The following is a 21,739-nucleotide window of genomic DNA, read 5'->3' on the forward strand; positions in this document are numbered from 1 at the left end:
CGCCCTGCTGCTGGCGCTGATCCTGTGGGGCTGGCAACAGGGCGGGCTGGCCATCCTGCAACTGGGCGTCAACCTTTGCTGAGCACCAGCGCCTCGATGGCCTCCAGCAACTGCGCCTCCTGGTAGGGCTTGCCCAGGTAGGCGCCGACACCCAGTTCCAGCGCCCGGTCGCGGTGGGTTTCATCGCTGCTGGCGGTGATCACCACCACCGGCAGGTCTTGCAGGCTTTCGTCCTGGCGAATCCGCGCCAGGACATCGAAGCCGCCCAGGTTCGGCATCTCGATATCCAGCAGCATGATGTCCGGCCGCTCTGAATGCAGTCGCTCGATGGCATCGTCGCCGTCATGGGCGATCGACACCTGCATGCCATTGCGCTCCAGCAGGCGGCAGGTCACCTTGCGCACCGTGGCCGAGTCGTCGACCACCAGCACTCGCAGCGCCTTGTCGGCAGGTGCCTCATCCGGCACTGGAGCGACCGTCTCGACGGGTGCCGGGACAGGGTCACCAGTGCTGCCAGGATCAGGCAGACGAATGACGAAGCGCGTGCCGATGCCCGGCTGCGATTCGATATCGAGCGTACCGCCCAGTTGCCGGACCTCGACATCGACCACATCCAGCCCGACGCCACGCCCCGACACCGGCGAAACCTCGCCCGCCGTCGACAGCCCGTGATGAAGGACCAGTTGCAGCGCTTCCCGCGCCTCCAGCTCGTGCTCCGCAGGCAACAGGCCAAGCTCGACGGCCTTGCCGCGCACGGCTGCCAGGTCGATCCCGGCGCCATCGTCACTCAACGCCAGCAAGGTATTCCCACCGTCCTGCCAGGCCTCCAGGCATACCAGTCCCTGCTCCGGCTTGCCCAGCGCCAGGCGCTGCTGCGGCGATTCGATGCCATGGTCGATGGCGTTGCGCAGCATATGTTCCAGTGGTGCCAGCAGCGGCCCGAGCTGCGTTGCAGAAAGCCGCCCGACCGCATCGTCCACTTCGAGCGACGCCTGCTTGCCCAGTTCATCGCACACTTGCTGCAGCAGCAGACGCAGGCGGGCGATCACGCCTTCCGTGGAGAGGGGCGACACAGGCTGCCGATCATCCACATCGTCGGGTTCGGCAGCCTGGTCATGTATGTCGTCCGACTCGGCCGTGGGCGCCGCCACCGCGTCGGCATCGCGATCGGGTTCAGGCCTGAGCTGCCCACGCAGTTCGTCGACGGCCTGTTCCAGTTCTGCATGACTCTGGCCCAGGGCCGCCAGGTATCGCTCGTCCTGCGGTTGCCGATGGGCATCGAGCAGATGCTGCTCCAGCTCATGCAGCAGGTCGCCGATACGCTGCTGCCTGGCCAGGCGAGCGCCGCCCTTGAAGGTATGCAGGTCGCGTTGCAGCGCCTCCAGTTCATCCTGCCGCGTCATATCCAGCGACCAGCGTTGCAGGCCCTGGCCGATGCGCTCGACGAAGGTGCCGGCCTCCACAAGGAAGGTATCCGCCAGCTCGCTGTCCAGCGGATAGGAATCGCCCGCGGGCGGAGGATCGATGGGGGCACTTGGTTCGACAACGGGCGGCTCTGCCTGGATATCCACCAGCCAGGCCATGTCGATCAAGTCGGTGGAGAAACCGTGCCCGGCCGAGGTATCGGGCGCCGTATCGACCGTTACCCGCTCCTCGGCAACGGCTGGCGAAGGTGTCGCCTCGACCTCTGGCTCGTCAACAGCGGCTGGCGACACACCACCCGACTGCCGCGAAGCATGGAACAGCAAGCCGTCGAGCAATGCGTCCGGGGCGGTGCGAGAAGCACCGGCCTCCCCGTCCTCGATCAGCCGTCGCAGCTCTTGCTCAACCTGCCGCAGCAAGTCGTGCGCGGCGGCGTCGTTGCTCGCCTCGCCCGAGGCCAGTTCGTCCACCAGCCCGGCAGCAGCCTGCCACAGCCGCACCAGGGGCGTTCCCTCGCACAGCCCTTCGAGGCGGGCGAAGACCTTGCCCATCCGCTCGAAGCTGGCGGGCACGTCGCGCTGACGGATCACCCCCAGCAGCGCTACCTGCAATGCCTGGCGCAGCGTGCGTAACGCAGCCTGCGCCTCGGCGCCCTGCAAACGTCCCTGGACGGCAGAATCGTGCCGATCCCCCATAACGCCCCCAATCGACCAATCCTTCATAGTGGCGGTCCCTTGAAAGACCTGCCGCGTTGCCATCGATGCGTTTCAACGAATAGATAGTGGCCTTTTTAACAGACTCCCATGGAAACGGGCCATCGAATGCGCAAACAGAGCGGCGACGACAGCGCGGCTTTCCCTTGACCTGTCGCGCAAGCAGCGCCAATCTCCCCAACCAATTCGCGCTTGCCGCCCCTCGATTCATCTTCCGGAGAACCTGCCCATGGCCACTCGCGTCGGGATCATCATGGACCCTATCGCACACATCGCCTTCAAGAAGGACAGCTCGCTGGCCATGTTGCTGGCGGCCCAGGCCAGGGGCTGGGAGCTGCACTACATGGAGCAGCGCGACCTCTACCAGGCCGCCGGACAGGCCCGCGCCCGCATGCGCCCGCTGAAGGTGTTCCTCGACCCCGAGCACTGGTTCGAACTGGGCGAAGAGAACGATGCGCCGCTGTCGCAGCTCGACGTGATCCTGATGCGCAAGGATCCGCCCTTCAACAACGAGTACATCTACACCACCTACCTGCTGGAGATGGCCGAGAAGGAAGGCACCCTCGTCGTCAACAAGCCGCAGAGCCTGCGCGACTGCAACGAGAAGTTCTTCGCCACGCACTTCCCCGAATGCTCGCCACCGACCCTGATCAGCCAGCGCGCGGACATCATCCGCGCCTTCGCCGCCGAGCATGGCGACATCATCCTCAAGCCGCTGGACGAAATGGGCGGCGCCTCGATCTTCCGTCACCGCGAAGGCGACCCTAATCTCTCGGTGATCCTCGAGACCCTGACGCTGCACGGCAGCCGCCCGATCATGGCGCAACGCTACATCCCGGCGATCAAGGACGGCGACAAGCGCATCCTGATGATCGACGGCGAACCCGTGCCCTACAGCCTGGCGCGCATCCCCGCCCAGGGCGAGACCCGTGGCAACCTGGCCGCAGGCGGTCGTGGCGTAGCGCAGCCGCTGAGCGAACGCGACCGGCAGATCGCGGCCATCGTCGGCCCGCAACTGCGCGCGCGCGGCCTGCTGTTCGTCGGCCTGGACGTGATCGGCGACTACCTCACAGAAGTCAACGTCACCAGCCCGACCTGCATCCGCGAGATCGACAACGCCTTCGATACACGCATCGCCGAGCGGCTGATGGATGCGATCGCGGCGCGACTGGCCAAGTGACCGACGCCGCCATGGAACAGGAAAACTGGATAGGTCTGGCCTTCCCCGGCCTGACCTGCCTGGGTTGGCTCAGGCCGATGGACACGGGGCCTATCTATACCCGCCAGCACGGCCAGGAAAGCCTCGAAGCGCTGCGACGCTCGCTGGACACGGCCCACGCCAACGCCGTTCCGCCATCGGCTTCATAGACTTTTGCCCTTCCGCTCGGCAGACTGCACGGCATTCCCGAGCCCCGCAGATACAGTCCGCCCCGCATGAAACCCGCCGTATCCACCCCGTCCCGTGCTGCCCCCGGCGTCAAAGCGGCGGATCGCCTTGGCTTCACGCTGTTCCTCGCGGCAGCCCTGCACCTGGCGTTGATCCTGGGACTGGGTTTTACCTTGCTCGAACCGACCCCGACCAGCAAAAGCCTGGAAATCACCCTGTCCACCTTCAAGAGCGAGGACAAGCCCAAGGAGGCTGATTTCATCGCCCAGGACAACCAGCAGGGCAGCGGCACCCTGGAGCACAAGGCCGCACCGAAGACCACCGAGCTGGCGCCGTTCCAGGACACCGAGGTGAACAAGGTCACCCCGCCCAGCCCTCCACCGCCGCCACCGCGTACCCCGCCACAGGTGGAAAACAAGACACTGGCCACGAAAAGCCCGCAACAACAGAAGGTGGCTATTCCTGAGCGGAAGGACACCCCGGAGCCGAAAGCGGCGCCCGCACCGGCCCCGACCTTCGACAGCTCGCAACTCAGCGCGCAGATCGCCAGCCTGGAAGCGGAACTGGCCCAGGACGTACAGCGCTACGCCAAACGCCCACGCATCAGCCGGCAGAACAGTGCCGCGACCATGCGCGACATCAGTGCCTGGTACCGCGACGAATGGCGCAAGAAAGTCGAACGCATCGGCAACCTCAACTACCCGGACGACGCCCGTCGCCAGCGTGTCTATGGCAGCCTGCGGATGCTGGTCAGCATCAACCGCGACGGCAGCGTACTGGAGCTGCGCATCCTCGAATCCTCCGGACAGAAGATGCTGGACGATGCCGCCATGCGCATCGTGCGCCTGGCAGCCCCCTTCGCCCCGTTCACCGGTGAACTGGCGCAGAAGTACGACCAGGTGGAAATCATCCGCACCTGGCGTTTCGAACGCGGCGACCGCCTCTCCAGCGGTTGACGCCTTCCCGCCCTGCGCGCCAACGCTTAAGCTAGGGGCATGAAAAATACCGAACCCACCTACCTCAAGCATCACTTCCTGATCGCCATGCCGCACATGGCCGATCCCGAGTTCGCGCAGACGCTGATCTACCTGATCGAGCACAACCCCGATGGCGCCATGGGCCTGGTCATCAACCGGCCAAACGGCCTGAGCCTGAGCGACGTGCTCGAACAACTGCGCCCCGAGCAATTGCCGCCCGTGCAATGCCTGGCGCTGCCGATCTTCTCCGGCGGCCCGGTACAGAACGACCGGGGCTTCGTGCTGCACTCGGCGGAGCGGCAGTTCCAGGCCACCCTTTCGCTGCCGGAGTGGGCCATGTCCACCTCCCAGGATGTGCTGTTCGCCATCGCCGACGGCCATGGCCCGCGCCAGCACCTGATCGCCCTAGGCTATGCCGGCTGGGATGCCGGTCAACTCGAATCGGAACTGGCGAACAACGTCTGGCTGAGTTGCCCGGCCAGTTCCGACATTCTCTTCGAGCTGCCGCCCGAGCAGCGCCTGAGTGCGGCCGCCGCCAGCCTCGGCGTCAACCTCAGCCTGCTCACCGCCCAGGCGGGCCACGCATGAGCGCACCTCGTCTGCTGCTGGGCTTCGACTTCGGCAGCAAGCAGATCGGCATCGCCGTCGGCCAGGCCGTGACCGGTCAGGCCCGTGAGCTCTGCGTACTCAAGGCGCAGAACGGCACGCCGGACTGGAGCCGGGTCGAAGCCTTGATGAAGGAATGGCAGCCCGACGCGCTGGTGGTGGGCCTGCCACTGAACATGGATGGCACCCCGAGCGAGATGAGTGAACGTGCGGAGAAATTCGCACGGCGGCTGCATGGCCGCTTCAACCTGCCGGTGCACACCCACGACGAACGCCTGACCACCTACGAAGCCAAGGGTCACCGGCTGCGCCAGGGGCAGAGCGGCAACTACAGGGAGCGACCGGTCGATGCACTGGCGGCCGCTCTGCTACTCGAAGGCTGGCTGGAGGCGAACCCCTCGGCCCAGCCGACTCCCAAGGAGATTCCATGACCCTGCCAGACCCGGAGCGGCTGCTCCCGGAAATGAACGCCGCCCTCGACCGCCTGCTGACCAGCCGCGGCATCGAGCAACCCCGCTTCATCGGTATCCGCACCGGCGGCGTGTGGGTCGCCCAGGCGCTGCTGGCACTGCGTGCGGAACAGCAGCCGCTGGGCATCCTCGACGTGTCCTTCTACCGCGACGATTTCACCCAGAAGGGCCTCAACCCCCAGGTCCAGCCGTCGGCCCTGCCCTTCGAGGTGGAAGGCCAGCACCTGGTGCTGATCGATGACGTGCTGCTCACCGGCCGCACCATCCGCGCCGCCCTCAACGAACTGTTCGACTATGGCCGCCCGGCCAGTGTGATTTTCGTCTGCCTGCTCGACCTCGATGCCCGCGAACTGCCGATCCGCCCCGACGTGGTGGGCGCGACACTGTCTCTGGCACCCGAACAGCGCGTAAAATTGCTCGGCCCCGCTCCACTCGCCCTCGAGTACCAGGCCTTCGCCACTGCCGCCAACTGAGAACCACGCGATGACGCCCACCGATGCCAAGCGCCCCCTGCAACTGAACGACAACGGTCAGTTGCGGCACTTCCTCTCGCTCGACGGTCTGCCCCGCGAGCTGCTCACCGAAATCCTCGACACCGCCGACTCCTTCCTCGAAGTCGGTGCGCGTGCCGTGAAGAAGGTGCCGCTGCTGCGCGGCAAGACCGTGTGCAACGTGTTCTTCGAGAACTCCACCCGCACCCGCACCACCTTCGAACTGGCGGCCAAGCGGCTGTCCGCCGATGTCATCACCCTCAACGTGTCGACCTCTTCGACCAGCAAGGGCGAGACCCTGACCGACACCCTGCGCAACCTGGAGGCGATGGCCGCCGATATGTTCGTGGTGCGCCACGCCGACTCCGGCGCCGCCCACTTCATCGCCGAGCATGTCTGCCCCGACGTGGCGGTGATCAACGGCGGCGACGGGCGCCACGCGCACCCGACCCAGGGCATGCTCGACATGCTCACCATCCGCCGCCACAAGGGCGAGTTCGAGAACCTTTCGGTGGCCATCGTCGGCGACATCCTGCACTCGCGGGTGGCACGCTCGGACATGCTCGCCTTGCGCACCCTGGGCTGCCGCGACATCCGCGTGATCGCCCCGCGCACCTTGCTGCCGGTCGGCCTGGAGCAGTATGGCGTCAAGGTCTTCAACGACATGGACGAAGGCCTGCGCGGCGTCGACGTGGTGATCATGCTGCGCCTGCAACGCGAGCGCATGCAGAGCGGCCTGCTGCCCAGCGAAGGCGAGTTCTACCGCCTCTACGGCCTGACCACCCAGCGTATGAAGCTGGCCAGCCCGGATGCAATCGTCATGCACCCCGGCCCGATCAACCGTGGCGTGGAGATCGAATCGGCGGTGGCCGACGGCCCGCACTCGGTGATCCTCAACCAGGTCACCTACGGCATCGCCATCCGCATGGCGGTGCTGTCGATGAGCATGAGCGGCCAGGTCGCGCAACGCCAACTGGAAATCGAAGCCGGGGAGCAGAACTGATGTCCATTGAAATTCTCGGTGCTCGCCTGATCGACCCGGCCAGCGGCCGCGACGAAGTCACCGACCTGTACCTGCAAGGCGGCACGGTCGCCGCCATTGGCGCCGCCCCTGCCGGCTTCAAGGCCGAGCAGAGCATCGATGCCCGTGGTCTGGTCGCCGCCCCCGGCCTGGTCGATCTGTCGGTCGCCCTGCGCGAGCCCGGCTACAGCCGCAAGGGCAGCATCGCCAGCGAAACCCTCGCAGCCATCGCCGGCGGCGTCACCAGCCTGTGCTGCACTCCGCAGACACGCCCGGTGCTGGACACCACCGCCGTCACCGAAATGATCCTCGACCGTGCCCGTGAATCCGCTCATGCCAAGGTCTTTCCCATCGGCGCCCTGTCGCGCAACCTCGCCGGCGAACAACTCGCCGAACTGGTAGCCCTGCGCGACGCCGGTTGTGTCGCTTTCGGCAACGGCCTGGAGCAGTTCAGCAGCAACCGCACCCTGCGCCGCGCCCTGGAATACGCCGCCACTTTCGACCTGACCGTGGTATTGCACTCCCAGGACCGCGACCTGGCCGAAGGCGGCCTCGCCCACGAAGGCCCGACCGCCAGCCTGCTCGGCCTGGCCGGTATCCCGGAAAGCGCCGAGACGGTCGCCCTGGCGCGCAACCTGCTGCTGGTGGAACAGGCCGGCGTGCGTGCGCACTTCACCCAGTTGAGCACGGCCCGTGGCGCACAGATGATCGCCGAAGCCCAGGCACGCGGCCTGCCGGTAACCGCCGACGTGGCGCTGTACCAGTTGATCCTCACCGACGAGGCACTGAGTGGTTTCTCCAGCCTCTATCATGTGCAACCGCCACTGCGCGGCGCAGCGGACCGCGAAGGCTTGCGCGAAGCGGTCAAGAGCGGCGTGATCTCCAGCATCGCCAGCCACCACCAGCCCCACGAAGTCGACGCCAAGCAGGCGCCTTTCGGCGAGACCGAACCCGGCATCAGCAGCGTCGAATTGCAACTGCCCCTGGCGCTGAGCCTGGTACAGGATGGCCTGCTCGACCTGCCGACCCTGCTGGCACGCCTGAGCAGCGGCCCGGCCCAGGCGCTGAAACTGCCGGCTGGCACCCTGGCGGCAGGTCAACCTGCAGATATCGTTCTGTTCGACCCGCAGGGCAGCACCCTGGCCGGCGAGGTCTGGTACTCCAAAGGCCAGAACTGCCCCTTCATCGGCCACTGCCTGCCCGGTGCCGTGCGCTACACGCTGGTGGACGGACACATCCGCTTCCAGCGCTGATCCACCACACGGCGCCATCCATTGGCGCCGTAACCTCCGCAGGGTGCGCCATGCGCACCTGAAGAGCGCAATGCCCGCGAAAACCACAACGCCCCCACCTCAGCCCCCAAACCGCCCCACCACAGCGCCAACAGTGAAGCGCTTCACACTTCTCGCACACCGCCCGCCTGGCGCCTTGCCCAGCCCATTCCCTGCACCGAAGCTTCGGGTTCTGTCGATGCAATGGCATTGACACACACCACAACAAGCAACTAGATTTAGTTGCAATGGAGAGCGAAATGTCCAGGCATGGAAAGCTGTTGGTCAGGCTACTCAACCGGAGAGTCGTGCTGACCTGGCCGGAACTGGAAACCCTGCTGCAAGGTTTCGGCTATCTGCAACTGCCAGGGCGTGGGAGCCGGGTGAAATTCGACAACGGAGACCCTGCAGCCATGATCAGCCTGCACAGGCCTCATCCAGGGAATGACGTGAAGACTTATGCCAGACGCCACGTCATCGAACATCTACGAGCGGGAGGATTGATTCCATGAGCCTACTGACACACCGGGGATACCACGGCTCCATCGAAGCCAGCCCCGAAGACGACTGCCTCTACGGCAAACTGCTGTTCATCCGCGCCACGGTCAGCTACGAAGGCAAGACCGTGGCGGAACTGGCCGCCGCCTTCCGCGAGGCGGTTGACGACTATCTCGATACCTGCGCGGAACAGGGCAAGGCGCCGGAAGTGCCTTGCAAGGGCTCGTTCAATGTACGGGTCGGCCACGATCTGCACATGGCCGCCAGCCTGGAGGCCGTCCGGCAGAAGATCACCCTGAACGACCTGACCCGGCGCGCACTGAGCGAGTACCTGTCACAACACCCCTGAAACGAATCAGGCGTGGTACTGCGCCGACAGTTCGTGCACGGCCTCGATGAAGGCGCCAGCATGGGCCGGATCGACCTCAGGGGTAATGCCATGCCCCAGGTTGAACACATGCCCGTTGCCATGGCCGTAGCTGGCCAGGATGCGCCCGACTTCGGCGCGAATCGCCTCAGGCTTGGCGAACAGCACACTCGGGTCCATGTTGCCTTGCAGCGCCACTTTGTCACCGACACGGGCACGGGCATTGCCGATATCGCAGGTCCAATCCAGGCCCAACGCTTCGGCACCACTGTCGGCCATGCTTTCCAGCCACAGCCCACCACCCTTGGTGAACAGGATGACCGGCACACGGCGGCCGTCATGCTCGCGGATCAGGCCATCAACGATCTTGCGCATATAGGCCAGGGAGAACTCCTGATAGGCCGAGGCCGACAGGCTGCCGCCCCAGGAGTCGAATATCTGCACCGCCTGCGCACCGGCACGAATCTGCCCGTTCAGGTAGGCCGTGACCGACTGTGCCAGTTTGTCCAGCAGGGCATGCATGGCCTGCGGGTTCTCGTAGAGCATCGCCTTGGACTTGCGGAAGTCCTTCGACGAACCGCCCTCGACCATATAAGTGGCCAGCGTCCACGGGCTGCCAGAGAAGCCGATCAGCGGCACACGGCCATTCAGTTCGCGGCGGATGGTGCGCACGGCATCCATCACATAACCCAGGTCCTTCTCCGGATCGGGAATCGGCAGCGCATCGATGTCGGCGATGCTGCTGACGGTCTTGCGAAAACGCGGGCCTTCACCCGTTTCGAAGAACAACCCCAGGCCCATGGCATCCGGCACGGTGAGGATGTCGGAGAACAGGATCGCGGCATCCAGCGGATAGCGGTCCAGCGGCTGCAAGGTGACTTCGCAGGCCAGTTCCGGGTTCATGCACAGGGCCATGAAATCACCGGCACGGGCACGGCTGGCGCGGTACTCCGGCAGGTAGCGACCGGCCTGGCGCATCATCCAGACAGGCGTGACATCCACGGGTTGCTTGAGCAGGGCACGAAGGAAACGGTCATTCTTGAGAGCAGGCATGGCAGCATCCACTGAAAAAGTGGCGGCATTGTCGCAAAGCCCCAACCAAAAGGCACGGCAGATGCCGTGCCTTTTGACCCAGGTCAGCCCCGCCATGCTCTCGGCGAATCCACCCAGATGCGTGGGCAGGCCCGCAAAATCCACAAGGCGGTGGTTCTACCCGTCACAGGAGCATGTCATGCTCAGCGCCCTGTTCCCATGAACGAGGCGCCGGATGTATTACGGGGAAAGATTCAACGCCTGGAGCCACCTGGTCGGTGGCGTGCTCGCACTCATTGGCGCGGTCTGGCTGATCGTGCTGACCGGCCTCGAAGGCGAGCCACGGAAGATCATCAGCGTCAGCATCTACGGCTTCTGCCTGGTCTTGCTGTACAGCATCTCGACCATCTACCACAGCGTCCGGGGCCGGGCCAAAGTGGTCATGCGCAAACTCGACCACCTGTCCATCTACCTGATGATCGCTGGCAGCTACACCCCCTTCTGCCTGGTGACCTTGCAGGGCGCCTGGGGCTGGGGACTGTTCGGGACCATCTGGACGCTGGCCGCCATCGGCATGCTGCAGGAAATAAAACCTCGCTCCGAGGCACGCATTCTCTCGATCGTGATCTATGCGGTGATGGGCTGGATCGTGCTGGTGGCCATCAGGCCGCTGCTGCAGAACCTGGGCGGGACCGGTTTCGCCTGGCTGGCCGCCGGCGGCGTGATGTACACCGTCGGCATCCTGTTCTTCGCCTACGACAGCCGCTTCCGCCACTGGCATGGCATCTGGCACCTGTTCGTCATCGCCGGCAGCCTGCTGCACTTCGTGGCGATCCTGCTCTATGTAGCCTGAGCCGGGGCTGATCTACCGCCGTAGCCTCTGAGAAGTACTGCGGCGGTAAGGCATCACACCTTGAAGTGGCTGACCATCAGTTGCAACTCGTTGCCCAGTCGCGCCAGCTCGACACTGGAAGCCGCGGTTTCCTCGTTGGCGGCCGCCGTCTGCTCGGACACATCGCGCACGTTGATCACACTGCGACTGATCTCCTCGGCCACCGAACTCTGCTCCTCGGCGGCCGTGGCGATCTGCTGGTTCATCGACTGAATGTTCGACACCGTACGGGTGATGCTGCCCAGCGAGGCGCCGGCCTTGCGGGCCAGGGTCACGCTGCTGTCGGTCAGGTCGCGGCTGCTGTTCATGATCGTGGCGACCTGCTGGGTGCCCTGTTGCAGACCGGCGATCAAGGCCTCGATCTCCTCGGTGGACTTCTGGGTACGCTGCGCCAGCCCGCGCACCTCGTCGGCCACCACCGCGAAACCACGCCCGGCCTCGCCGGCCCGAGCGGCCTCGATGGCGGCATTGAGCGCCAGCAGGTTGGTCTGTTCGGCCACGGTCTTGATCACGTCCATCACGCTGCCGATCTTCTGGCTTTCCCCTTGCAGCGCAGCCATTGCATCGGCAGAGCGCTCCACCTCCTGGGCCAGGCGCTCGATCTGCCCGACCGCCTCGGACACCACACGATCACCCGCTGCGGCTTCCTCATCCGCCTGGGAGGCAGCCAAAGAGGCCTGCTCGGCATTGCGCGCCACTTCGTGCACGGTGGCGGACATTTCGTGCATGGCCGTCGCCACCTGGTCGGTTTCGTCCTTCTGCGCATTCGCACCGGCACTGGTCTGCTCGGTCACGGCGGAGAGCTCCTCGGCGGCACTGGCAATCTGGATCACACTGCCACGGATACCACCGATCAATTCATGCAGCGTCGCGCGCATACGCTGCACACCTTGTTGCAGGACACCCAGTTCATCACGGCGCTGGACATGCACTTCATGGCTGAGGTCGCCCGAGGCCACACGCTCGACCTCTTGCAGAGTCTCGTCCAGGGGACGGGTAATCTGGCGCGTGATGTACCAGGCGGCGATCACACCAAAGGCCAGCGCCAGCAGGGCCGTGATCAGTTGCAGGCTGTGGGCGCGAGCAGTGTCGGCGTCACGGGCATCCAGCTGGAGCTGATAAAGCGCCTCGCTGTTCCTGACGATGCCATAGCCCTGCTCGGTCATTTCCGCGCGGGTCTGCACGATCTCGTTGCTGGCGTCCTTGAAGGCCTGCACCGCCTTGGTATAGCCCGCGAAAGCGCTCTCGATACCGGCCAGGCGATCGCTGTGCTCGGTATTCAGCAGCGCTTTGAGACGCTCGAAACGGCGCGTGGCGCTCTCGACCTGGCTGGCCACGCGCTGTTCCGTTTCCGCGTTCACATTGCCGGTGTAGACCTGCACCTGATAACGGACACCCAACAAGGCCTCCGTCACTTCGCCAACGCGCTGCAACTGCTCGAAACGCTGGCTCTCGGACTCCGGCAGCGCCAGCGTAGCTGTGTTGAGCTGAGCCAGGATATCCAGCGCCTTCGTGGCGTGGTCGGCCATCGCGGCACGCGCCTGGCGGGCATTGGCAAAGCTTTCGCGCATGCGATTGAACGACGCCTGGTACTGGCCGATCAGTTCACTCTGGTTCTGCAACAGCCGAATGTTTTCCGGGCTCTGGAAGACACCCTGCACTGCCAGTTGCTGACGGGTATAGGTGTCGAGCGCCGCCTGGGTCGTAGCGGCCACCTTCTCATCGCCATCGGCCAGCATGTATTGCAGGCGAGTGATGCGCAGTCCGGTCAACGCATTGTTCAACTGGGTGATGTCGCTCATCCGGTCGCTACGCTGGGTCAGGCTGTTCAGGCCGCTCCACCCAACCAGAGCCAGCACCCCCGTCAACACCAGCACCACACCGAAGCCCAACCCGAGCTTGCGGGTCACACTGACATTTTCCAACCAAGAATTCATGCCTATCTCCAACAAAAAACACACAGTGAACTGCTGGAAAATTCTTTTTGTTCAACACCAGCAACGCGAAGCAGGCCAACTATCGGCAGAACCCGGCATAACTTAAACGAAAAGCGTATTGACCCCGATCAAAAATTGATTATTCAACCAGAAATGGCAGAGACAGCTCCGCACAGCCGCCCCGAGGGGACGGCCGTGCGAATCAATGGAGAACGGATAGAGACCGAAGCGGGAGGCTCACTCGCCCTCGCGCACCCGGAACCAGGCCGCATACAGCGCCGGCAGGAACAGCAGCGTCAGTGCCGTGGCCACCACCAGGCCACCCATGATGGCTACGGCCATCGGCCCGAAGAACAGGCTGCGCGACAGCGGGATCATCGCCAGCACGGCGGCCAATGCCGTCAGTACGATGGGGCGGAAGCGCCGCACAGTGGCATCGATGATCGCGTTGAAGCGGTCATGCCCGGCCCGGATGTCCTGCTCGATCTGGTCCACCAGGATCACCGAGTTGCGCATGATCATGCCCGACAGGGCGATGGTGCCGAGCATGGCGACGAAGCCGAACGGCTGGCGGAACAGCAACAGGAACAACGCCACGCCGATCAGCCCCAAGGGCGCGGTGAGGAACACCATGGCCGCACGGGAGATGCTCTTGAGCTGCAGCATCAGCAGGCTCAGCACCACGATCACGAACAGCGGCATGCCCGCCATCACCGAGGCCTGGCCGCGCGAGGCATCCTCCACCGAGCCGCCCGTCTCCAGCAGGTAGCCATCGGGCAACTGCGCGCGGATATCAGCCAGGGTCGGCAGCACCTGGGCGGTCAAGGTCGCCGGCTGCTCGCTGCCATAGATATCGGCACGCACGGTCACCGTCGGCAGGCGATTGCGGTGCCAGATCACACCCTCTTCGAAGCCGTATTCCAGCGTCGCCACCTGTGACAGCGGCACGCTGCGCCCGCCCGGTGTCGGAATCGCCAGGCTGGACAGCATCGACAACTCATGGCGCTCGCGCTCGGTCCCGCGCAGCATGACGTCGATCAGTTCATTGCCCTCGCGGAACTGACTGACCGTGCCGCCGCTGAAGGTACGCTGCAAGAACCCGGCGATGTCGGCGGTAGTCAGCCCCAGGGCACGCGCCCGATCCTGATCGACCTCCAGCCGCACCACCTTGCTCGGCTCCTGCCAGTCGAGGTTGACGTTCGCCAGCAGCGGATTTTCACGCATCTTCACCGCAACCTGCCGCGCCAACTGGCGCACCACGTCGATATGCTCGCCGGTCACGCGAAACTGCACGGGATAGCCGACCGGCGGCCCGTTCTCCAGGCGGGTCACCCGCCCGAGCAGGGTAGGGAAGTCTTCCGCCAACCGCTCGATCAGCCAGCTGCGCAGCGCCTCGCGGTCTTCCACCGTCTTCGCCAGCACCACCACCTGGGCGAAGCTGGTCGCGGGCAATTGCTGGTCGAGGGGCAGGTAGAAACGTGGCGACCCGGTGCCGACATAGGCCACGTAGTTGTCGATACCCACCTTGTCCGCCAGCATCTTCTCCAGACGCAGGACTTCGGCCTCGGTCGCCTTCAGTGACACACCTTCGGCCAGCTTCAGGTCGACCATCAGCTCCAGCCGCCCGGATGCCGGGAAGAACTGCTGCGGCACCAGCCGGAACAACCCGATGGAGGCGATGAACAAGGCCAGGGTCGCCAGGATCACCGTCTTGCGGTAACGCACGCAGAAGTGGATGAGCGCACGAATCCGCCGATACATCGGCGTGTCGTAAGGATCGCCATGTCCTTCTTCCCGCGCATGGCGCTTGGCCAGATCGGGCAGTAACCGCTCGCCGAGCAGTGGCACGAACATCACAGCGGCGACCCATGAAGCCAGCAGGGCAATCGCCACCACCTGGAAGATGGAGCGGGTGTATTCGCCCGTACTCGATTGCGCGGTGGCGATGGGCAGGAAGCCCGCCGCCGTGATCAGCGTGCCGGTCAGCATCGGGAAGGCCGTGCTGGTCCAGGCGAAACTGGCGGCCTTGAGGCGGTCGTAGCCCTGCTCCATCTTGATCGCCATCATCTCCACCGCGATGATCGCGTCGTCCACCAGCAGCCCCAGCGCCAGCACCAGCGCCCCCAGGGAAATCTTGTGCAAGCCGATGCCCAGGTAGTGCATGACGGCAAAGGTCATCGCCAGCACCAACGGGATCGACAGCGCCACCACCAGGCCGGTACGCACACCCAGGGAGAAGAAGCTCACCAGCAGCACCACCGCCAGCGCCTCGATCAGCACCTGCACGAACTCGCCGACGCCCGCCTTGACCGCCGCCGGCTGGTCGGAAACCTTGCCCAACTGCATACCGGCCGGCAGCGTCTCCTGCAAATGGGCGAACTCGCTTTCGAGCGCTTCGCCGAGCCGCAGGATGTCGCCACCGGCTTTCATCGACACCGCCAGGCCGATGGCCGGCTGCCCCATGAAGCGCATGCGCGGCGACGGCGGATCGGTGAAACCACGGTGCACGTCGGCCACATCGCCAAGGCGGAAAGTACGCCCCGCCACGCGGATCGGGAATTCGCGAATCTGCTCAACCGTCTCGAAGTTGCCACTGACGCGCAACTGCACGCGGTCGGACGGCGTCTCGACGAAACCGGCGAAGGACATCGTGTTCTGCGCCTGCAAGGCTTCCTGCACAGCCTGCAACGGCACACCCAGGGTCGCCAGCTTGACGTTGGAGAGTTCGATCCAGATCTTTTCGTCCTGCAACCCGATCAACTCCACCTTGCCGACGCTCGCCACCCGTTGCAGTTGCAACTGGATGCGGTCGGCATAGTCCTTGAGCACGGCGTAGTCGAAACCGTCGCCGCTCAGGGCATAGATGTTGCCGAAGGTGGTGCCGAACTCATCGTTGAAGAACGGCCCCTGCACGCCGGGCGGCAAGGTATGCCGGATATCGCCGATCTTCTTCCGCAACTGGTACCAGAGTTCGGGGATTTCATCCGAGTGCATGGAGTCGCGGGCCATGAAGGTCACGGTCGACTCGCCAGGGCGCGAGAAGGACACGATGCGCTCGTACTCCCCCGTTTCCATCAGTTTTTTCTCGATACGCTCGGTGACCTGCCGCGACACCTGCTCGGCGGTCGCGCCAGGCCAGTAGGCCTGTACCACCATGGCCTTGAACGTGAACGGCGGATCTTCGCTCTGCCCAAGCTTGCCGTAGGACAGCACGCCCAGCACGCCCACCAGCGCCATGACGAACACGACGATCTGCCGGTTGCCCAGCGCCCAGGCCGATAGATTGAAGCGCATGGGGGTCACTCCTGGGGATGGCCGACGGGGCGGTTGTCGCGGTCGATCGGGCGCACCGCCTGGCCTTCGTGCAGCAATTGCACCCCGGCCAGCACGACCCAGTCCTGCGCGCCGAGCCCGTCCAGCACCAGCACGGACGTCTCGCCGTAGCCACCGGTACGGACTTCGACCCGCACCAACGTGCTGTCCGGCTGCACGCGCCAGACATAAGCGCGCCCCTGTTCGGCGCTCAGGGCGGACAGCGGAATGCTCAGGCTGGCCAGGGCTTCGTTGCGAATGGTCACCAGGGCACTCTGACCCAGCTCGGCGCTGACCTCGGGAGCGTCGAACGCGACCCGGGCCGAATAGGTGCGCGTCTGGGCGTCGGCTGCCGGCGACAGTTCGCGAATGGACCCGGCAAAGCGCGTTCCCGGTTGCGACCACAACTCCACTTCCACCGACTGGCCGATGCGATAACGCTGCAAGGCCTGTTCCGGCAGGTTGATCGCCACCTCACGCTCACCGTCGGCGGCCAGTACGAATGCAGTCTGACCGGCAGCCAGCACCTGCCCGACCTCGATCCGGCGCTCGGCAATTACGCCATCACGGGTGGCGCGCAACACCGCGTAGTCGACCTGGTTGCTGGCCACCTCGAGTTCGGCGGAGAGCTGTTTCAACTGCGCCGATGCCGCCTGGTAGGCGTTCTCGGCGCTGTCGTAGCGTGACTGGCTGACCAGTTGCCGCCCGAGCAAGGCCCGGTAGCGTTCATATTCGGCCCGCGCCACACGCTGGTTGGCCTCAGCGGCGGCCACCTGGGCGCGCACGGCGTCGAGACGCAAGCGCACATCCTGCGGGTCGAGCCGCGCCAGGGGCTGATCCTTGCTGACCCGATCCCCCGACTCCACCAGCCGTTCAGCCACCTTGCCGGCGATACGGAACGCCAGCTCGGGCTCGTAGCGCGCATGCACCTCGCCGGGGTAGCGCTCCTGCGCCTCGCTGGCGACGGAGGGCTGCACCACCATCACCGGCTTGACGGCACTCTGCCGGGGCGCGTCCTCGCCACAGGCCGCCAACCCCAGGACAAGCAGGCTGATACTGGAAAAACGCAAGGCATTTCGAAACACGATGGCGCTCTCTCTGTCGCTGGGGGTCGTATACTGCCCGGCATATTAGAAATAGCGAACCAGCCAGTCCAGTATTAAAAATGACGATTCCAGAAAGACCTACCGGCCCCGGACGCCCCAAAGACCCGGCCAAGCGGCAGGCGATACTGCAGGCCGCCCAGAAGCTGTTCCTCGAAAATGGTTACGAAGGCACCAGCATGGAAGCCATCGCCAGCGAGGCCGGCGTGTCCAAGCTGACGCTCTACAGCCACTTCATGGACAAGGAAACGCTGTTCAACGCGGCGATCCGCAACATCTGCAGCACGCGCCTGCCCTGCAACCTGTTCCAGATAGAGGAAGACCTGGGCGCACTGCCCCAGGAGAAAGCCCTGCAGATCGTCCAGCAACGCCTGCTGGATATCGGCCTGGCGTTGCAGCAACTCATCAGCAGCCCGGAGTCCATCGGCCTGCACCGGGTCATGGTGTCGAAACCGAACTCCGAACTGCCCAAGCTGTTCTTCGAAGCCGGCCCTCGCCAGTTGCTGAATGACTTGCAGCGCCTTTTTCAGCAGATCGACAACCTCGGCCTGTTGCACATCCGCCAATCCGAGCGGGCCGCCGAGCATTTCTGCGCACTGATAAAAGGGCTTGCCCACTTTCACCAGTTGATTGGCTACGCCGCCCCCCTGGACGAGCAGCAGGCGTTCGAGCATGTGTCGGATGTCGTGGCGCTGTTCATGCGCGCCTACGCGCGGGCATGAAGCGGGCGTGGCACCCGCGACCTTCTGCGAGAGGCGCGGGACACCTCTCGCAGACGCAGCCGATCAGCGTCCGAGTTCACCGCTGAGGTCGGGCTGGACCAGCTCGATCCAGTAATTGTCCGGATCGCTGATAAAGGCCACATCCTTCATCTTGCCGGTGTCCAGGCGCTTGACGAAGTTGACCCCCAGCGCCTCGAAGCGGGCGCAAGCCGCACGGATATCAGGTACGGCGAAGCAGATATGGCCGAAACCGCGCGGCTCGCTGTTGCCGTTGTGATAGACGCTGTCGTCGTCTTCGGTGCCCCAGTTATGGGTCAGCTCGAGCACGCTCTGCCGGCCGAAGGTATAGACCTGACGCTCACCGACATCCTCCGGCACCGTTTCCCCCTTGGTCGTCGCCAGGAAATACAGCGAGAAACGGCCTTCCTCGAAATCGAGCCGACGCAACAAACGCATGCCCATCACGCGGGTATAGAAGTCCAGCGACCGCTCCGGGTCCTTGACCCGCAGCATGCTGTGGTTGAACACGTAATCCTGGGTGGCGGCATCCGGCGTGGCGCAGACGCCGGCCTGGATCTCGGTGGTGAAGGTCATGGGAAACTCTCGCGTTGGAAAAGACCCGGCCAGTGTAAGAAATCCGGCCAGCCTCTGGGGTAGCAACCGGGTACTACCCCTGTACGCTCGGAAACACGCGAAGCACCTGCCGCGTTGCAGTGCCTCGCGACGACCGCCTCATCATCAACCGACGATCAGCCACTGCGCCGCGCGCTCGCAGCGGCCCGACGAACGGGCGCCAGCGCAAGCAATTGGGCCGGGGCGGCGGACTCGCGGTTATTGGACAGGTACACCGTGCAGATCACCCGCAACAGCGACGCCAGGTTGCTCACCTCGCCATTGCGCAGGATGACTTCGTCGTAGACCTGATTGATGAACTGCGGCACGCCGTAGCCTTCGCCGGCGGCGATTTCCTCGAGGATCGACCAGAACTCGTTCTCCAGTCGCACACTGGTGACCACGCCCTGGATACGCACCGAGCGCGTCTGGCATTCGTAGAGTCGGGGGTCGGTCGAAACGTAGATATGGCACATGGGGGTTACTCCGGTTTCTCGGCCTTTCGTGGCCGGGCGGACCGGCGAGGCCTGTTGTTCGAACCATCCTTTTCAGGGTCACGCTTCCCGCTTCTTTTCGACCATACCCCCTTGGCCAAATAACCGCCAGTTCGCTCAACGTAGTAATTCGCTATTACCAGCCCGGCTCGCCACCTGCTCTAGGATGACAACCAAGGGCACGCGCCGAAGCACTGGCCGCCCTGAAAACAACAACAAGAAAGAGGACACCCCGATGAGCGACCTCGCACTGAGTCGCCGCCGTTTCCTGCAAGGCAGCGGCGGCCTGCTGATGGGAACCCTGCTGTTCACCTCCGGCCCCATCGCCCTGCTCGCGCCCAGCCACAGTTGGGCGCTGCAACTGAACACCCTCGACAGCGCCACCGGCCAGCGCCTGCTCGGCATGCTGCGCCGCCTCTATCCGCACGACGACATGGAAGACGCCGTCTATGCCCTGACGGTGAAGGAGATCGACAGCAAGGCCTCGGCGGACCCGGGCTTCGCCGACCTGATCCGGGAAGGTGTGCGCGACCTGGACAAACGCGCGGGTGGCAACTGGAGCGCCCTCGACGAACCGCGCCAGGTGGCCATTCTCGAAGCCATCCAGGAACAGCCGTTCTTCAATCAGGTCCGCGCCATCGCGGTGAACTCCCTCTACAGCAACGAGCTGGCCTACCACCACTTCGGCTACGAAGGCGCCTCGTTCCCGAAAGGCGGCTACCTGCATCGCGGCTTCAACGACCTGTCGTGGCTGCCCGCACCGCCCGCCGAAGCCAGCCCGGCCCCCTACTCCTGAGGATGCGAACATGACGACCTACAAGCATGACGACGATTCGGTGGTAGTGGTCATCGGCTCGGGTGCCGGCGGCGGCACCCTGGCCAACGAACTGTGCCAGAAAGGCATCCCGGTGGTTCTGCTGGAAGCCGGGGCACGCCAGAGCCAGGCGACCTTCATCAACGACGAATGGCCGTCCTTCAGCCAACTGTCCTGGAGCGACACCCGTACCACTTCCGGCTCCTGGCGCATCGCCAAGGACTTCCCCAACCTGCCGGCATGGATCTGCAAGACCGTCGGCGGTACCACCACGCACTGGGCGGGCGCCAGCCTGCGTATCCAGGAACACGAATTCCGCGCCCGTGAAACCTATGGCGACCTACCGGACGCACAACTGCTCGACTGGCCGCTGACCCTGGCCGAACTGGAGCCCTACTACACCCGCGCCGAGGACAAGATGGGCGTGACCCGTACCGGCGACCGCCCCGGCCTGCCGGGCAACAACAACTTCAAGGTGATGTACGCCGGCGCACAGAAGCTCGGCTACAAGCACTGCTCCACCGGGCGCATGGCGATCAACAGCAAGCCCCGCGACAACCGTCCGCCCTGCCAGCAACTGGGCTTCTGCTTCCAGGGCTGCAAGATGGGCGCGAAATGGTCGACGCTCTACACCGAGATTCCCGCCGCCGAAGCCACCGGCCGCCTGGAATTACGCGCAGAGGCCCACGTGCTGCGGATCGAGCACGATGCCAGGGGGCGCGCCAACGCAGTGGTCTACGCCGACGCCCAGGGCCGCCTGCAACGGCAGAAGGCCCGCGCGGTAGCCGTCGCCGGCAATGCCATCGAAACGCCACGCATCCTGCTCAACTCGTCGTCGACGCTGTTCCCCCACGGCCTCGCCAACGGCGCCGGCATGGTCGGCAAGCATTACATGCGCCACACCACGGGGTCGGTGTTCGCCGAGTTCGACGAGCCGGTGCACTTCTATCGCGGCACCATCATGGCCGGCATCATCAGCGACGAATGCCACAATGACCCATCGCGCGGTTTCGTCGGTGGCTACGAGATGGAAACCATCTCCCTCGGCCTGCCGTTCATGGCTGCGTTCTTCAACCCCGGCGCCTGGGGCCGCGATTTCAGCCGGGTGATGGACAACTACACACACCTCGCCGGCATGTGGCTGGTGGGCGAGGACATGCCCCGCGCCAGCAACCGCATCACCCTCAACGACGGTGTGAAGGACGCCTTCGGCATGCCGGTGGCCAACGTGCACTACGACGACCACCCCAACGACATGGCGATGCGCGAACACGCCTTCCGCCAGGGTGAAGCGCTGTATCAGGCCGTTGGCGCGAAGAAGACCCACCGCATCCCGCCCTACCCTTCGACGCACAACCTGGGCACCTGCCGGATGAGCGCCCGGGAGGCCGACGGCGTGGTCAACACATTCGGGCAGAGCCACGAGGTATCCAACCTGTTCATCTCCGATGGCAGCCAGTTCACCACCAGTGCGGCGGAAAACCCGACCCTGACCATCGTCAGTCTGGCGATCCGGCAGGCCGAGTTCATTGCTGATGCGCTGAAAACCCGCGCGATCTGAAACCATGGCGTGGCCTGCCACGCCCAACGCGGAGAAC

At 64.8% G+C, this 21,739-nt stretch carries 21 protein-coding genes and 1 pseudogene; 14 read left to right on the forward strand and 8 right to left on the reverse strand.

Features of this window, described 5'->3' with window-relative positions:
• Positions 1–68 precede the first annotated feature (68 nt).
• Positions 69–2,117: a response regulator gene (locus HW090_RS05400; RefSeq protein WP_179112515.1), complete on the reverse strand. Its 2,049-nt coding sequence runs from the start codon at positions 2,115–2,117 to the stop codon at positions 69–71.
• A gap of 247 nt (positions 2,118–2,364) precedes the next feature.
• Between HW090_RS05400 and gshB the strand changes: the two genes are divergently transcribed.
• The 10 genes from gshB (at position 2,365) to HW090_RS05450 (ending at position 9,205) form a co-directional block, all read left to right on the forward strand.
• Complete coding sequence (gshB, locus tag HW090_RS05405; protein WP_179112516.1) at positions 2,365–3,315, forward strand: glutathione synthase; 951 nt, start codon at positions 2,365–2,367, stop codon at positions 3,313–3,315.
• 11 nt (positions 3,316–3,326) lie between these two features.
• Complete coding sequence (locus HW090_RS05410; RefSeq protein ID WP_179112517.1) at positions 3,327–3,503, forward strand: hypothetical protein; 177 nt, start codon at positions 3,327–3,329, stop codon at positions 3,501–3,503.
• A 66-nt stretch (positions 3,504–3,569) separates the two neighbouring features.
• Positions 3,570–4,478: an energy transducer TonB gene (locus HW090_RS05415; RefSeq protein ID WP_179112518.1), complete on the forward strand. Its 909-nt coding sequence runs from the start codon at positions 3,570–3,572 to the stop codon at positions 4,476–4,478.
• A 39-nt stretch (positions 4,479–4,517) separates the two neighbouring features.
• A complete protein-coding gene (locus HW090_RS05420; protein ID WP_179112519.1) occupies positions 4,518–5,087 on the forward strand; it encodes a YqgE/AlgH family protein in 570 nt (189 codons plus the stop codon).
• The gene (gene ruvX, locus HW090_RS05425; protein ID WP_179112520.1) at positions 5,084–5,536 is read left to right on the forward strand and encodes a Holliday junction resolvase RuvX; all 453 of its coding nucleotides are present in this window, start codon (positions 5,084–5,086) and stop codon (positions 5,534–5,536) included. The genes HW090_RS05420 and ruvX overlap by 4 nt, the downstream gene beginning before the upstream one ends.
• Entirely contained in the window at positions 5,533–6,048 is a 516-nt protein-coding gene (gene pyrR, locus HW090_RS05430) for a bifunctional pyr operon transcriptional regulator/uracil phosphoribosyltransferase PyrR (RefSeq protein WP_179112521.1), read from the forward strand. The genes ruvX and pyrR overlap by 4 nt, the downstream gene beginning before the upstream one ends.
• Before the next feature lie 10 nt (positions 6,049–6,058).
• Positions 6,059–7,069: an aspartate carbamoyltransferase catalytic subunit gene (locus HW090_RS05435; protein ID WP_179112522.1), complete on the forward strand. Its 1,011-nt coding sequence runs from the start codon at positions 6,059–6,061 to the stop codon at positions 7,067–7,069.
• Positions 7,069–8,340: a dihydroorotase gene (locus tag HW090_RS05440; RefSeq protein WP_179112523.1), complete on the forward strand. Its 1,272-nt coding sequence runs from the start codon at positions 7,069–7,071 to the stop codon at positions 8,338–8,340. The genes HW090_RS05435 and HW090_RS05440 overlap by 1 nt, the downstream gene beginning before the upstream one ends.
• Before the next feature lie 278 nt (positions 8,341–8,618).
• On the forward strand, positions 8,619–8,870 hold the full coding sequence (locus HW090_RS05445; RefSeq protein ID WP_179112524.1) for a type II toxin-antitoxin system HicA family toxin: 252 nt from the start codon (positions 8,619–8,621) through the stop codon (positions 8,868–8,870).
• A complete protein-coding gene (locus HW090_RS05450; RefSeq protein WP_179112525.1) occupies positions 8,867–9,205 on the forward strand; it encodes a type II toxin-antitoxin system HicB family antitoxin in 339 nt (112 codons plus the stop codon). The genes HW090_RS05445 and HW090_RS05450 overlap by 4 nt, the downstream gene beginning before the upstream one ends.
• 6 nt (positions 9,206–9,211) lie before the next feature.
• Here HW090_RS05450 and hemE read toward each other — a convergent pair whose 3' ends face one another.
• Entirely contained in the window at positions 9,212–10,276 is a 1,065-nt protein-coding gene (gene hemE / locus HW090_RS05455) for a uroporphyrinogen decarboxylase (RefSeq protein WP_179112526.1), read from the reverse strand.
• 214 nt (positions 10,277–10,490) lie between these two features.
• Between hemE and HW090_RS05460 the strand changes: the two genes are divergently transcribed.
• The gene (locus tag HW090_RS05460) at positions 10,491–11,108 is read left to right on the forward strand and encodes a hemolysin III family protein (RefSeq protein WP_179112527.1); all 618 of its coding nucleotides are present in this window, start codon (positions 10,491–10,493) and stop codon (positions 11,106–11,108) included.
• Between the two features lie 53 nt (positions 11,109–11,161).
• Here the strand turns inward: HW090_RS05460 and HW090_RS18090 are convergent, their stop codons facing one another.
• The 4 genes and pseudogenes from HW090_RS18090 to HW090_RS05475 all read right to left on the reverse strand — a co-directional run bounded on the left by HW090_RS18090 (position 11,162) and on the right by HW090_RS05475 (position 17,481).
• Entirely contained in the window at positions 11,162–12,025 is an 864-nt protein-coding gene (locus HW090_RS18090; protein ID WP_373416383.1) for a methyl-accepting chemotaxis protein, read from the reverse strand.
• Positions 12,026–12,064: 39 nt separating this feature from the next.
• Positions 12,065–13,084 (reverse strand): annotated as a pseudogene (locus tag HW090_RS18095) (methyl-accepting chemotaxis protein); the annotation flags it as partial.
• Positions 13,085–13,321: 237 nt separating this feature from the next.
• A complete protein-coding gene (locus tag HW090_RS05470) occupies positions 13,322–16,378 on the reverse strand; it encodes an efflux RND transporter permease subunit (RefSeq protein WP_179112529.1) in 3,057 nt (1,018 codons plus the stop codon).
• A gap of 5 nt (positions 16,379–16,383) precedes the next feature.
• Positions 16,384–17,481, reverse strand: coding sequence for an efflux RND transporter periplasmic adaptor subunit (locus HW090_RS05475; RefSeq protein ID WP_179112530.1), 1,098 nt, complete (start codon positions 17,479–17,481; stop codon positions 16,384–16,386).
• 80 nt (positions 17,482–17,561) lie between these two features.
• Here HW090_RS05475 and HW090_RS05480 point away from each other — a divergent pair, with 80 nt between their 5' ends.
• Entirely contained in the window at positions 17,562–18,221 is a 660-nt protein-coding gene (locus HW090_RS05480) for a TetR/AcrR family transcriptional regulator (protein ID WP_179112531.1), read from the forward strand.
• Between the two features lie 63 nt (positions 18,222–18,284).
• Here the strand turns inward: HW090_RS05480 and gloA are convergent, their stop codons facing one another.
• Together gloA and HW090_RS05490 are read right to left on the reverse strand one after the other, a co-directional pair.
• Positions 18,285–18,815 carry a lactoylglutathione lyase gene (gene gloA / locus HW090_RS05485; protein WP_179112532.1) on the reverse strand — a complete coding sequence of 177 codons (531 nt, stop codon included), beginning with the start codon at positions 18,813–18,815 and terminating at the stop codon, positions 18,285–18,287.
• A gap of 155 nt (positions 18,816–18,970) precedes the next feature.
• Positions 18,971–19,309: a ribbon-helix-helix domain-containing protein gene (locus tag HW090_RS05490; RefSeq protein WP_179112533.1), complete on the reverse strand. Its 339-nt coding sequence runs from the start codon at positions 19,307–19,309 to the stop codon at positions 18,971–18,973.
• Between the two features lie 253 nt (positions 19,310–19,562).
• Between HW090_RS05490 and HW090_RS05495 the strand changes: the two genes are divergently transcribed.
• Together HW090_RS05495 and HW090_RS05500 are read left to right on the forward strand one after the other, a co-directional pair.
• The gene (locus HW090_RS05495; protein ID WP_179112534.1) at positions 19,563–20,123 is read left to right on the forward strand and encodes a tat (twin-arginine translocation) pathway signal sequence; all 561 of its coding nucleotides are present in this window, start codon (positions 19,563–19,565) and stop codon (positions 20,121–20,123) included.
• 10 nt (positions 20,124–20,133) lie between these two features.
• Positions 20,134–21,702: a GMC family oxidoreductase gene (locus HW090_RS05500; protein ID WP_179112535.1), complete on the forward strand. Its 1,569-nt coding sequence runs from the start codon at positions 20,134–20,136 to the stop codon at positions 21,700–21,702.
• Positions 21,703–21,739: the final 37 nt, after the last annotated feature.

The organism is Pseudomonas sp. ABC1, from assembly GCF_013395055.1.
Taxonomy (GTDB): domain Bacteria; phylum Pseudomonadota; class Gammaproteobacteria; order Pseudomonadales; family Pseudomonadaceae; genus Stutzerimonas.

Bases quoted from the DNA above. Each gene is read 5' to 3' on its own strand.
- HW090_RS05400 (WP_179112515.1), bottom strand. From the start codon at position 2,117: ATGGGGGATCGGCACGATTCTGCCGTCCAGGGACGTTTGCAGGGCGCC.
- gshB (WP_179112516.1), top strand. From the start codon at position 2,365: ATGGCCACTCGCGTCGGGATCATCATGGACCCTATCGCACACATCGCC.
- HW090_RS05410 (WP_179112517.1), top strand. From the start codon at position 3,327: ATGGAACAGGAAAACTGGATAGGTCTGGCCTTCCCCGGCCTGACCTGC.
- HW090_RS05415 (WP_179112518.1), top strand. From the start codon at position 3,570: ATGAAACCCGCCGTATCCACCCCGTCCCGTGCTGCCCCCGGCGTCAAA.
- HW090_RS05420 (WP_179112519.1), top strand. From the start codon at position 4,518: ATGAAAAATACCGAACCCACCTACCTCAAGCATCACTTCCTGATCGCC.
- ruvX (WP_179112520.1), top strand. From the start codon at position 5,084: ATGAGCGCACCTCGTCTGCTGCTGGGCTTCGACTTCGGCAGCAAGCAG.
- pyrR (WP_179112521.1), top strand. From the start codon at position 5,533: ATGACCCTGCCAGACCCGGAGCGGCTGCTCCCGGAAATGAACGCCGCC.
- HW090_RS05435 (WP_179112522.1), top strand. From the start codon at position 6,059: ATGACGCCCACCGATGCCAAGCGCCCCCTGCAACTGAACGACAACGGT.
- HW090_RS05440 (WP_179112523.1), top strand. From the start codon at position 7,069: ATGTCCATTGAAATTCTCGGTGCTCGCCTGATCGACCCGGCCAGCGGC.
- HW090_RS05445 (WP_179112524.1), top strand. From the start codon at position 8,619: ATGTCCAGGCATGGAAAGCTGTTGGTCAGGCTACTCAACCGGAGAGTC.
- HW090_RS05450 (WP_179112525.1), top strand. From the start codon at position 8,867: ATGAGCCTACTGACACACCGGGGATACCACGGCTCCATCGAAGCCAGC.
- hemE (WP_179112526.1), bottom strand. From the start codon at position 10,276: ATGCCTGCTCTCAAGAATGACCGTTTCCTTCGTGCCCTGCTCAAGCAA.
- HW090_RS05460 (WP_179112527.1), top strand. From the start codon at position 10,491: ATGTATTACGGGGAAAGATTCAACGCCTGGAGCCACCTGGTCGGTGGC.
- HW090_RS18090 (WP_373416383.1), bottom strand. From the start codon at position 12,025: ATGCGCGCGACGCTGCATGAATTGATCGGTGGTATCCGTGGCAGTGTG.
- HW090_RS05470 (WP_179112529.1), bottom strand. From the start codon at position 16,378: ATGCGCTTCAATCTATCGGCCTGGGCGCTGGGCAACCGGCAGATCGTC.
- HW090_RS05480 (WP_179112531.1), top strand. From the start codon at position 17,562: ATGACGATTCCAGAAAGACCTACCGGCCCCGGACGCCCCAAAGACCCG.
- gloA (WP_179112532.1), bottom strand. From the start codon at position 18,815: ATGACCTTCACCACCGAGATCCAGGCCGGCGTCTGCGCCACGCCGGAT.
- HW090_RS05490 (WP_179112533.1), bottom strand. From the start codon at position 19,309: ATGTGCCATATCTACGTTTCGACCGACCCCCGACTCTACGAATGCCAG.
- HW090_RS05495 (WP_179112534.1), top strand. From the start codon at position 19,563: ATGAGCGACCTCGCACTGAGTCGCCGCCGTTTCCTGCAAGGCAGCGGC.
- HW090_RS05500 (WP_179112535.1), top strand. From the start codon at position 20,134: ATGACGACCTACAAGCATGACGACGATTCGGTGGTAGTGGTCATCGGC.